The organism is Pseudomonas sp. 05L36 (genome assembly GCF_056398125.1).
The window spans coordinates 110,481-122,061 of sequence record NZ_JBFTOU010000014.1 but is presented as its reverse complement, the minus strand read 5'-3'; the positions used below and the strand labels follow the sequence as shown (position 1 = coordinate 122,061).

General features: G+C 59.9%; 10 protein-coding genes and 1 pseudogene. 5 read left to right on the top strand and 6 right to left on the bottom strand.

Features of this window, described 5'->3' with window-relative positions; translation table 11 throughout:
- The first annotated feature begins 108 nt into the window (after positions 1-108).
- Positions 109-879: a ParA family protein gene (locus AC1DKH_RS16595; RefSeq protein WP_477798686.1), complete on the top strand. Its 771-nt coding sequence runs from the start codon at positions 109-111 to the stop codon at positions 877-879.
- A gap of 124 nt (positions 880-1,003) precedes the next feature.
- Here the strand turns inward: AC1DKH_RS16595 and trxC are convergent, their stop codons facing one another.
- Complete coding sequence (gene trxC / locus AC1DKH_RS16590; protein WP_477764439.1) at positions 1,004-1,438, bottom strand: thioredoxin TrxC; 435 nt, start codon at positions 1,436-1,438, stop codon at positions 1,004-1,006.
- Positions 1,439-1,632: 194 nt separating this feature from the next.
- On the opposite strand from trxC, the gene AC1DKH_RS16585 reads away from it, so the two are divergent.
- Both AC1DKH_RS16585 and AC1DKH_RS16580 read left to right on the top strand, forming a co-directional pair.
- Entirely contained in the window at positions 1,633-1,929 is a 297-nt protein-coding gene (locus AC1DKH_RS16585) for a type II toxin-antitoxin system HigB family toxin (protein ID WP_218475919.1), read from the top strand.
- Positions 1,926-2,327, top strand: a complete 402-nt coding sequence (locus tag AC1DKH_RS16580) for a helix-turn-helix domain-containing protein (RefSeq protein WP_477798685.1) — start codon at positions 1,926-1,928, stop codon at positions 2,325-2,327. Before AC1DKH_RS16585 ends, AC1DKH_RS16580 begins: the two co-directional genes overlap by 4 nt.
- Before the next feature lie 6 nt (positions 2,328-2,333).
- Here the strand turns inward: AC1DKH_RS16580 and selO are convergent, their stop codons facing one another.
- The 5 genes and pseudogenes from selO to AC1DKH_RS16555 all read right to left on the bottom strand — a co-directional run.
- Positions 2,334-3,797 (bottom strand): protein adenylyltransferase SelO, encoded by a 1,464-nt coding sequence (gene selO / locus AC1DKH_RS16575; RefSeq protein WP_477798684.1) that lies wholly within the window; start codon positions 3,795-3,797, stop codon positions 2,334-2,336.
- Positions 3,798-3,845: 48 nt separating this feature from the next.
- Entirely contained in the window at positions 3,846-7,196 is a 3,351-nt protein-coding gene (gene mscK, locus AC1DKH_RS16570; RefSeq protein ID WP_477798683.1) for a mechanosensitive channel MscK, read from the bottom strand.
- A 34-nt stretch (positions 7,197-7,230) separates the two neighbouring features.
- Positions 7,231-8,973 carry a potassium/proton antiporter gene (locus AC1DKH_RS16565; RefSeq protein WP_477798682.1) on the bottom strand — a complete coding sequence of 581 codons (1,743 nt, stop codon included), beginning with the start codon at positions 8,971-8,973 and terminating at the stop codon, positions 7,231-7,233.
- A 198-nt stretch (positions 8,974-9,171) separates the two neighbouring features.
- Positions 9,172-10,035, bottom strand: a complete 864-nt coding sequence (locus AC1DKH_RS16560) for a methyl-accepting chemotaxis protein (RefSeq protein ID WP_477755967.1) — start codon at positions 10,033-10,035, stop codon at positions 9,172-9,174.
- Positions 10,027-10,782 (bottom strand): annotated as a pseudogene (locus AC1DKH_RS16555) (MCP four helix bundle domain-containing protein); the annotation flags it as partial. The gene AC1DKH_RS16560 and the pseudogene AC1DKH_RS16555, both read right to left, overlap by 9 nt.
- A gap of 289 nt (positions 10,783-11,071) precedes the next feature.
- On the opposite strand from AC1DKH_RS16555, the gene AC1DKH_RS16550 reads away from it, so the two are divergent.
- Both AC1DKH_RS16550 and AC1DKH_RS16545 read left to right on the top strand, forming a co-directional pair.
- On the top strand, positions 11,072-11,281 hold the full coding sequence (locus AC1DKH_RS16550) for a hypothetical protein (protein WP_095943263.1): 210 nt from the start codon (positions 11,072-11,074) through the stop codon (positions 11,279-11,281).
- Positions 11,278-11,580 (top strand): cell division protein ZapA, encoded by a 303-nt coding sequence (locus AC1DKH_RS16545; RefSeq protein WP_007981180.1) that lies wholly within the window; start codon positions 11,278-11,280, stop codon positions 11,578-11,580. The genes AC1DKH_RS16550 and AC1DKH_RS16545 overlap by 4 nt, the downstream gene beginning before the upstream one ends.
- Position 11,581: the final 1 nt, after the last annotated feature.

The window sequence follows — 11,581 nt, the reverse complement described above, 5'->3', positions numbered from 1 at the left end:
TCAAGCAAGAGAAGGCAACTGACTGTGTAGTCCCTTTGCCGACAAGGTAGCGAAGCAACGCGGTGGACCACTACACTCGGTCATTCTTTGGTACACGGAGGTTTTGACATGCGGCGCGTGGTGTTCAATCAGAAAGGTGGCGTTGGCAAATCCAGCATTGCCTGCAATCTGGCGGCGGTCAGTGCCAGCGAGGGTTTTCGCACCTTGTTGGTGGATCTCGATGCCCAGGCCAACTCCACACAGTACCTGACGGGGCTCACCGGTAGCGATATCCCGATGGGCATCGCCGACTTCTTCAAGCAGACGCTGTCTTCCGGGCCGTTCTCCAAAAAGAATCAGGTCGACATCTACGAAACCCCGTTCGATAACCTCCATGTCATTACCGCCACCGCCGAGCTGGCGGACTTGCAGCCAAAGCTTGAGGCCAAGCACAAGATCAACAAGCTGCGTAAGTTGCTTGAAGAACTGGGCGAAGACTACGACCGGATTTACCTCGATACTCCGCCCGCGCTGAATTTCTATGCGGTTTCAGCGTTGATTGCCGCCGATCGTGTGTTGATTCCCTTCGATTGCGACAGTTTTTCACGCCAGGCACTGTACGGCCTGATGGCCGAAATCGAAGAGTTGAAGGACGACCATAACGAAGGCCTGGAAGTCGAAGGCATCGTCGTCAACCAGTTCCAGGCCCGCGCCAGCCTGCCCCAGCAAATCCTCGACGAACTGATCGCCGAAGGCCTGCCAGTGTTGCCGGTGTACCTGGCCAGCTCGGTACGCATGCGCGAATCCCACCAGGCCAACACGCCGCTGATCCATCTCGACCCGCGGCACAAGCTGACCCAGCAATTCGTTGAGCTGCACAACTTGCTGGAAAACGCCTGAAAAACCTGTGGGAGCGAGCTTGCTCCGGGCGGCGTTCCGACGATAGCGGTTTATCAGTCAACAGAGATGTTGAATATGAAGCCCTCATCGCGAGCAAGCTCGCTCCCACAGGGTCTGTGGTGCTTCAGATCCCCTGGCTACGCAACCAGCCCATCAGTTGCGGTAACGGGAAAGCCCCGCTCTGCCGGGCGACTTCCCGGCCGTTCTTGAACAGGATCAGGCTCGGAATCGAGCGAATCCCCAATTGCGCCGACAACTGCTGGTTCGCCTCGCTGTCCAGTTTGGCCAGCCGACACTTGCCCTCCAGTTGCCCGGCTGCCTGCTCGAACACCGGTGCAAACGACTTGCACGGCCCGCACCAGTCCGCCCACACATCCACCAGCAGCGGCAGATCGCCCTTGATCTGGCTGGCGTAGTCGCCTTGCTTCAATTCAAACGGCTTGTTCAGCAGGACTTCGGCTTTGCAGCGACCGCATTTTGGATGATCGTCGAGACGCGTGGCGGGAATGCGGTTGAGGCCGTTGCAGTGGGGGCAGGGGATGTGGAGTGGGTCGGTCATGAGCAAGGTCCAATGGGGAGCTGATAACACCTAGTTGGAGACGTTTGCTCATATTTTCAATCGTGCAGTGGCAGGCGATAAAACTAGGCTGAGTCTTTCTGAGCCAGGCCGCTGGTCTGCTGAGCATTATCGCGACTTGCGATATTTTTGATCTGTGATTAATCTCCAATAGCAAAATGCGATAATGATGTTGCATGCGAGTGTTTTCCGAAAAACGAATCTGGGACGCCAAGGAAAAATGGCCGCAGGTGGCCAGCGCACTGGACCAGTGGTATCGAATGGTAAAGCGCGTCAAGCCAAGTGATTTTGCGGCAATGAAATCTTCATTTCCCGCAACCGACAAGGTCGGTGAGTTTCACGTTTTCGATATTGGCGGTAACAAATTACGGCTGATCGCCTACGTTCGATATCAGCATCAAAAAATCTACATCAAGCATGTGCTGGATCACCGCGAATATGACCGCGGTAAATGGAAGGAGGGAAGAGCATGAGCGTTCTGATCAAAAACGCGGCCGAGCACTGGGAGTTCGTATCGCCATTGCTACGCAAACCCAAGAACGAAGACGACTATGACACGCTGGTGCAGGCACTCGACGAGTTACTCGAAATAACCGGAGTTGACGAGTCGCATCCTCTGATGAGTCTGGTGGACATCATCGGTGACTGGATTGAGGAATGGGATCACAAGCATCACCCTATGCCCGAAGCCACAGGTGCCGAAGTGCTTGGTTATATGATGCGCGAACATGGATTGACTCAAAGCGATCTGCCTGGCGTCGGCCCTCAGTCGGTCGTTTCCGAGATCCTGAGTGGCAAGCGCCAGCTCAACCTGCGGCAGATCCGCTGGTTGGCCGAGCGATTCAATGTGCCAGTAGACGTCTTTATCTGACCTGCCTTACGACGAACAACTGATCTCCAGATGCTTGCCCCATTCCGGTGGTCGCTCGGCGTAGCTTTCCATCCCCGGTTGTTCCACGAACGGATTGCTCAGCACCGCGTGCAGCCGACGGACTTCCGAGTAGTCGCCGTTCTGCGCCGCCTCGATGGCCTTTTGCGCCAGGTAGTTGCGCAGGATGTACAGCGGGTTGACCGCGTGCATCCGCTGGCTGCGCTGATGTTGATCAAGCGTGCCTTCACGGGCCACCCGGGCGACGTAGAGTTCGCCCCAGGCATCAAAGCCCTTGAGGTCGACGAAGTCGTCACGCAAGCGGGTGATGGCCTGTTGCGGTGCTTCATCACCCAGGCGACGGAAAAACAGGCTGTAGTCGACGCCGCTGTTTTGCATCAGTTGCAGCAGGCCCTCCAGCAACTTCTGGTCGTCGTCTTCAGCAGTGGTCAGGCCGAGGCGGCGGCGCATCAGGTCCAGGTAATGGGCCTGGAACAGCGGCAGGTACAGGCCGAGGGTTTCGCGCAGGGCTTCGACGCTGATGAACGGCGTCAGGGCCTGGGCCAACGCGCTGAGGTTCCACTGGCCTATCGGCACCTGGTTGCTGAAGGAGTAGCGGCCCTGGTCGTCGGAGTGATTGCAGATGAAGTTGGCGTCGAAGTCGTCGAGGAAGGCGAACGGGCCGAAGTCGAAAGTAATCCCGAGGATCGACATGTTGTCGGTGTTCATCACCCCGTGGCAGAAGCCATAGGCCTGCCATTTGGCGATCAGTTCGGCATTGCGCTCGACTACTTCGCGGAACATCGCCAGGTACGGCTCTGGTTGTTCCAGGCACTCCGGGAAGTGCATGGCCAGCACGTGATCACCGAGCTCTTTCTGCTGCTCCGGGCGCTTGGTGTAGTAGAAATATTCGAAGTGCCCGAAGCGCACATGGCTCGGCGCCAGGCGCAGGACCATGGCCGCGCGCTCCTGCTTTTCGCGCCACACCGGGGTATCGGAGCCGATTACGCACAAGGCGCGGGTGGTCGGGATGTTCAGGGCGTTCAGGGCTTCGGAAGCGAGGAATTCGCGGATCGACGAACGCAGTACCGCCCTGCCATCGCCCATGCGTGAAAATGGCGTCTGGCCGGCGCCCTTGAGGTGCAGGTCCCAATGTTCGCCGGCCTCGTTGTACACCTCGCCGAGCAACAGGCCGCGACCGTCGCCCAGTTGCGGGTTGTAGGAACCGAACTGATGCCCGGAATAGACCATCGCCCTGGGGATCGCGTCAGCCCAGAGCTTATGGCCGCTGAACAGTTCGGCGAACTCCGGGGTTTCGGCCTCGGCCGGGTCAAGGTCCAGCAGCGCCATGGCGGCGGGGCTGGCCACGACCAGGCGCGGATTATCGATGGGCTCGGGCAGCACATGGGCGGAAAACGCATCGCCCAGGCGGTCGAAGCGGTTATCGAAAGTGAGTTCGTCGAGGGCTTTCAAGGGCCGGCTCCAGCAGAATGTCCGAGCATTCTGCTGGGGAATGGCCGGTTAGTCGAGTTCGGCGGCGGGCGGCTCTTTCGATGCCTTGCCGTCGACCAACGGCACGATGGTCTTCGCTTCCGGCTCGATCGGCACAATCTTGTATTCCTGGCCGTGGAGGTTCTTGAGGTAGACCTCCATCTGCCGGAACGAGATGTTGATGTGCTGCTTCTTGAACTCGCGGTTGATGAAGCGGTTGACCTCGTCGAGTACCGGGTTGCGGTCGCCGAGGTCGCGCACGTGCATGCGCAACTCGTGGTCGAGGGTGCTTTCGCCGAAATTCAGGAAGTACACGTGTGGCTCCGGGTCTTTCAGGACGCGCGGGTTATCGCGCGCGGCCTTGAGCAACAGCTCTTTCACCAGGTCCAGGTCCGAGCCGTAGTCGACACCGAGCTTGAGGGTCACCCGGGTGATGGTGTCGGTCAGCGACCAGTTGATCAGTTGCCCGGTAATGAACGTCTTGTTCGGGACAATGATGTCCTTGCGGTCGAAGTCGGTGATGGTCGTGGCACGGATGCGGATCTTGCTTACGGTCCCCGACAGGTTGCCGATGGTGATGGTGTCACCGATCCGCACCGGGCGTTCGAACAGGATCATGATGCCGGAAATGAAGTTGGCGAAGATCTCCTGCATGCCGAAACCGAGACCGACCGACAGTGCCGCCACCAGCCATTGCAACTTGTCCCAGCTTACGCCGAGGGTCGACAGCGTCGAGACGAAACCGACGCCGGCGATCACGTAGGACAGCAATGTGGTGGTCGCGTAGGCGCTGCCCTGGGCCAGGTTGAGTTTCGACAGCACGAACACTTCCAGCAGACCGGGCAGGTTGCGCGCCAGGGCGAAGGTGATACCGATGATGATCAGCGCGCCGAGCATGTCGCCGATGCTGATCGGCACCATGCTCATATTAGCGCCGGTGCCGCTGGTGTATTCGTAGAGCGTGACATTGTCCAGGTACGAGAACACCGTGATCAGGTCGGCCCAGACCCAATACAGTGCCGCAATGAAGCCGCCGAGCAATGCCAGGCGGATCAGGCGCAGGGACTGTTCGTTGACCTTCTCGATGTCCATCGTCGGTTCTTCGATAACCGCTTCGCCATCGCTGGCTTCTTTGGCGGCCAGTCGTTTGGCCAGGGCGCGTTGGTAGGCCAGCCGCCGGGCCGCCACACTAAGGCCGCGCACGAACGTGGCTTCGATCACCAGCCAGAACATCAGCAGGTACAGGGTGTTGATCAAGCGGTCGCTGAGCTTGAGCGCGGTGTAGTAGTAGCCGAAGCACACGGCCACGAACAACGCGACGGGTAGGGCGGTGAACAGGATCCCCACCAGTTTGCGGAACAGCGAGGCGTTCTCGTGGGTCGGGCTGCTGATGAGCAAGCGGCTGAGCAGCAAGGTCATCAAGGCGTAGCAGATGAGCACCACCGGCATGCCGATCACGTCATCGGCCAGCGCCGCCGGTTGCTGTTCGGCAACGGCGACTACGGTCACCAGTGCCATCACCACTATGCCGAGGCGGCGGACCCATCTGCGCAGGAATTCCACCTGGGGTTTTTCCCAGCGGAAATGCAGTTCTGCCACACCACCCGGTGCGAGGATCCGGTAGGCGGTGTAGAACACCAGCCAGGCCCCGGCCATTTGCAGCAGCGCCGCGCCCATATTGGCGTTCTGCCCACGGGCGTCGATTCGCAGGGCCAGCCCGCACAAGGCGAGGCCCAGGGAAACCGGCATCGCCAGCAGAATATTGATCAGAATCGCCTGCGGCGTGTGCCACTGGCTATCGCGTTTGAAGTGACCGATGTCCTGGTGAACCTTGTTCAGTCGCGCGTACAGATTCTTGCGCCGCCACAGCAGTGCGCCGATCAGCAGGGCCAGCGGCAGGAACAGCAGCGGGCGCTGGGTCAGGCCGTCGGTCAGTTCGCTCAGGCTTGAAAGAACCGGTAGTGAATCGAGTTGCCGCTGGAGGCGATCCGGCACACTGCTGATCCACTCCAGCTCCAGCGGCTTGTTGCTGGGAATCCAGAACATTTGCTCATCGAGCGTCGCCCGCAGGCTTTGCGCCGTGCTGAGCAGTTGTTTCTGGTTCAGTTGCAGGGTGATGGATTCATTGAGCACCGCGCTCAGTTCGCGATTGAGGCGTTCCAGCAGGTCGGTGCGGGTGGTGGCCAGCTCCATCAGGCTTTTGCGCAATTGTGGCGTGACTTGCTCGGGCGGCTGGGTCGACAGCAGGTTTTCGACATAGGTGGTCGGATTGCTCAGCAACTCCCGTTGCTGGCTGACTTCGAATTGGTACAGGCGAATGTCGGCGATCTGATCGGCCAGGTTGCGGTCGAGCCGCAGGCGCGGCAACGCCTGTTTCTGTTTGTAGAGAATCTTCGAGAGCAGCAGGCTGCCTTTGAGCACGTTGATTTGCTCGTCCAGGGCCGAGTCGCTCTGGGTCAGGCTGTCCAGCTGTTGCTTGGTCTGCAGGTTTTGCTGGGTGACTTCGTTGAGACGGTCGGTGCTTTTGAGCAGGTAGTCCGAAAGTTTCAGGTTGGTCGCGCTTTCGGTGGCCAGCAGGCTGCTGCCGCCGGCCTTCTGCGCTTCGATGGATTGCTGGGTGACCGTTTCCTGGGACAACGCCAGACGCTTCTGGTTGATCAGGGTTTGCAGTTCCTGGATTTCCCGATCCAGGCGGTCGGATCGCTCCGACAACAGGTCGTGCTGGCTGTTGCCGAGGTCCTGCAATTGGGTATTGCCGGCCAGTTCCTGGCGCCGTAGCGGGATCAGCGCGTTCAGCGCTGCAAGCTCGGCATTGAGCTGGTCGCGCTGCTCGGCGCTCAAGGCCTTGCCGCCGTCCTTGCCGTTCTTGAGGATGGTATTGATCTGCTGAATGCGCGTCTGGCTGCTGGAGATCTCCGCCTGGGCGCGCTCGGGGCGGGTCTGGGCGGTGATGATCAGGCTGTTGGCATCGGCCAGGGCTTTTTGCAGGTCGCTTTGCTGGGTGGAACGCTCGGTGAGCATTTGCTCGAGCTGCTGGATCGGTTCTTTGGCGAATCGCTGCGCCACCGGCACCACGTTACTGGCTTTGAGGCGGGTCAGTTCCCGCTGGTTCTCGACGGTCTGTTTGGGCGCATTGTTCAATTGCTGCTTGAGCGCGATCAGTTTCTGCTCGTAGTCACGCTTGTTGTTGAGCTGGTTCAGCGTGCTTTGCAGGACGGTTTGCAGGGCCTTCTGATCGGCTTCCGGCAGTTTGCGGTCGGCGATCTTGTCCAGGCTCGCCTGCACGGCTTCGCTGGAAGGCGGTTCGGCCGCTTGCAAAGTACTGACAGAGAGACTCAAACCCAGCAGGGCGATGGCGAAGATGGAGCGCAGATTAGGCATAAAGACCGGTCAAGCAAGTGATAGTGGAAGCAGTTTAGAGGAAGAGTCCGGGACCCGGGCGACTTCCTTCGGGGAATCTGACGCCCACTTTGCCGATCTTGTTCCCGTCCATGACCGCCACGGTCCAGATGGTGTTGTTCCATTCCACCTGGTCACCCACCACCGGTGCGCCGCCGACTTTCTGGGCAATGAAGTGGCCCAGGGACATGTCCGGATCGATGCCTTCGACTTTCAGGCCATACAGGGCTGCAACCGCGCCCAGCTGGGCGTCTCCTTCGAGTACGAAGTCGCCGAAGAAGCGCAGATCGAGGCCCCGTTGTGGCGCCTGGCTGAAGAGTTTTCCGAGGGCCGGCAGGTTGTGTTCATGGCCGATAACACACAGCAAATCATCGACTTCGAGCACCGTACTACCCGACGGATGGAGCAATTGTTGGCCACGAAACAGGGCGGCGATACGGGTGCCTTCGGGCATTTTCAGTTCGCGCAGGGGCGAACCGATGCACCATTTTTCCGCGCCGAGGCGATAGACGAACAGCTCCCACTCGCTGGTGACGTGTACTTCCAGGGCTGAGCGGGAGATGGGGGCAGGCTCCGGGGGCACCGTCACCTTCAATAGCTTGGCGACCCACGGCAGGCTGGTGCCCTGAACCAGCAGCGACACCAGCACGATAAAGAACGCGAGGTTGAAATAGAGTTGGGCGTTGGGCAGGCCGGCCATCAGCGGGAACACCGCCAGAATGATCGGGACCGCACCGCGCAGGCCGACCCAGGAGATGAACGCTTTTTCGCGACCATGGAACGCCTTGAACGGCAGCAGGCCAACCAGCACCGACAGTGGCCGGGCAAACAGAATCATCCACAGCGCCAGGGCCAGTGCTGGCAAGGCGATAGGCAGCAGGTCGTGAGGCGTCACCAGCAGCCCAAGCACCAGGAACATGCCGATTTGCGCCAGCCAGGCCATGCCGTCGAGCATGTGCAAAATACCGTGGCGGCTGCGCACCGGGCGGTTGCCAATCATCAATCCACACAGGTACACGGCGAGGAAGCCGCTGCCGTGCAGGGCGTTGGTCAGGGCAAACACCACCAGGCCACCGGCGATGACCAGAATCGGATACAGGCCGGTGGCCAGGTTGATGCGGTTGACCAGTTGCAGCATGAGCCAGCCGCCGCCCAGGCCGATGACGCCACCGATGCCGAATTCGCGCAACAGGTGGGTCAGCAGGCTCCAGTGCAGGCCGGTCTGGCCGCTGGCGAGCATGTCGATCAGGGTAACGGTGAGGAACACCGCCATCGGGTCGTTGCTGCCGGATTCGATTTCAAGGCTGGCGGTTACCCGTTCGTTCAGGCCTTTACCGCCCAATAGCGAGAACACCGCCGCGGCATCGGTGGAGCCGACGATGGCGCCGATCAGCAGGCCCTGGATCAGGTTCAGGTTGAACAGCCATGCGGCCGCCATGCCGGTCAGCCCGGTGGTAATCAACACGCCGACCGTGGCCAGCGAGAGCGCCGGCCATAACGCCACGCGGAAACTCGACACCCGGGTGCGCAGGCCGCCGTCGAGCAGGATCACCGCCAGCGCGAGGTTACCGACCAGATAGGCCGTGGGGTAGTTATCAAAAAGAATGCCGGCGCCATCGACACCAGCCGCCATGCCGACGGCCAGGATAATCACCAGAATCGGGATGCCGAGACGGGACGAAAGTGAGCTCACCAGAATGCTCGCACCTACCAGCAACGCGCCGATCAAGAACAGGCTGTTGATGGTCGTCGCATTCAAAGGCAGTACTCCAGAAAGCTGAAAGGCGGGCGCAAACTGACCATGCAGTCTGCGTGCCAGCGATTCTAACCTGTTGAAATGTGATGCTGTCAAAAAGCTTTTGCTGCTCAAAAGATCGCAGCCTGCGGCAGCTCCTACACAGGGATGTGTGTTTTCCTGTAGGAGCTGCCGCAGGCTGCGATCTTTTTGCTTTATAGCTTAAAGGCTAAACCGCCCAACCAGTGTGTTCAGGTCCACCGCCAGGCGCGACAGCTCATTGCTCGCCGCACTCGTCTGATTTGCCCCGGTGGCCGACTGCACCGACAGGTCACGAATGTTCACCAGGTTGCGATCCACTTCACGGGCCACCTGCGCCTGTTCTTCGGCGGCGCTGGCGATAACCAGGTTGCGCTCGTTGATTTCGACGATGGCGCTGTTGATGGTGTCCAGCGACATCCCGGCGCCGCGGGCGATGTTCAGGGTCGATTCGGCGCGTTCGGTGCTGTTGCGCATCGAATCCACCGCGTGCTCGGTACCGCTCTGGATGCTGCCGATCATGCGTTCGATTTCGCTGGTCGACTGCTGGGTGCGGTGGGCCAGGGCACGAACCTCGTCGGCCACTACGGCGAAACCACGACCGGCCTCACCGGCGCGTGCGGCCTCGATGGCGGCGTTCAAGGCCAGCAGGTTGGTCTGGTCGGCCAGGCCACGGATCACATCCAGCACCTTGCCGATGTCGCGTGACTCGTTGGCCAGGTCGCCGATCAGGGTCGCGGTGCTCTGCACGTCGGCGCTCATGCGTTCGATGGCGCTCACGGTTTCCTGTACCAGGTCACGGCCGTCGCCGGCAGATGTGGTGGCGTTCTTCGACGCCTCGGACGTGCTGACCGCGTTGCGCGCGACTTCTTCCACGGCGCTGGTCATTTCGTTGACCGCCGTGGCGGCCTGTTCGATTTCGTTGTTCTGTTGGGTCAGGCCTCGGGCGCTTTCGTCAGTAACGCTGTTGAGTTCTTCGGCAGCGGACGCCAGCTGCGTGGCCGAGCCGGAAATGCGCTGCAGCGTGTCACGCAGCTTGTCCTGCATCTTCGACATGGCCAGCAGCAAGCGGCCGGCTTCGTCTTTGCCGTCGACGTTGATCGGGCGCGTCAGGTTGCCTTCGGCAATCTGTTCGGCGGCGCTCAGGGCGTTGGCTATCGGTTGGGTGATGCTGTTGGTCAGCAACCAGGCGAACAGCAACGTCAGGGCGGTGGCGATCACCAACAGGGTGATCACCAGGTTGAACGCCGAATCATACTGATCGGCTGCCTGCTGGTTAGTGTCGTGGCTCTGCTGGGTGTTGATCTCCAGCAGGCGGTTCAACACGGCGTTGATCGCTTCGGAGTTGTTGAGCAAATCGGTGTTGAGCAAGCTGCGCAGTTCGTCGACCTGATTGTTGCGCGACAGGGTCTTCATCCGGTCTTCGATCTGGCGGTACTGACCCAGCAGCTGTACGTATTGATCGTAGGCCGCACGTTCCTGCGGGCTGGCGATCAGCTTTTCGTAGGTCGCCTGGGCGGCGCGAATCTGCTGGTTACGCGTCTCCAGCAATTCCACGGTTTTCTGCTGCACGTCAGGCTCGCGATTCACCAGCAAACGGTAGGACAGCACGCGCAGGCGCAAGGTGAGCTGGGTGAACTCGTCCAGGCTCTTGATGCTCGGCACACTGTTGTTGGTGATGTTTTCGGCGGCGCCGCGGATCTTGCTCATCTGATTCAAGGAAAACACCCCCAGAACCATCATCAAGCCGCCGATCAGGGCAAAGCTGAGGAACGCCCGAGGGGCGATATTCATATTACGAAGGGACATGGCGATCACCGAAAATAGCGCATCCGTGCGGGGCTGAGGCTGCTGTATGGATGACTTATCGGTCGCCTGGCTGAAGTCTTGAGCCCCCCGTGTTTTAGCCGGTTGCACCTTGTGGCGACGAAGTGCAGGAACCAGATTGGCCAATCACAGTCTTTAAAACTCGCGAGGAAGGTTGCCCGTCAGCAAAATCAAGGCTTTGCGCCTGTATAACCCTGGCATCCAGGGTGACTTTTCTTTATCGTACGCGCCCTTTGAAAAAGCCTGGAAAATCAAAATGTTGGAAGCATCCCTAAGCCAATTGGAACAACTGGTCAGCGACCTGGTGCAACAGAACCAGAACCTGACCGCGGAACTGGCCCAGGCCAAAGATGAAAACGAAAGCCTGCAACTGAGCCTGATGGAACACGAAGAGAAGCAAGGCGCCACGGCGGCTCGCATTCAGGCCCTGGTTGAACGCGTCAGCGCAGGTCCTGTCAGCGCATGAGTTACAACGCCGCAGGGGTAAAAGTCGTCTCGATCCTGGGAGAGGACTATTCGATCAAGGCACCGGCCGGGGAAGAACAGACCCTGCTGGACGCCGCGATGATGTTGAAGGCAGCCCTGGCCGAAACCAAGAGGAAGTACCCGACGCTGATCGGTGACCGCCTGCTGGTGCTGGCGGCGATGAATCTGTGCTCCCAGCAGATCGAAATGCAGAAACAGCACAAGCTCGAACTCGACCGTTACCAAGAGCAAGTCAGCGCCACGGTTGAAGTGATCTCCAAGACGATCAATCAGGCCTGAT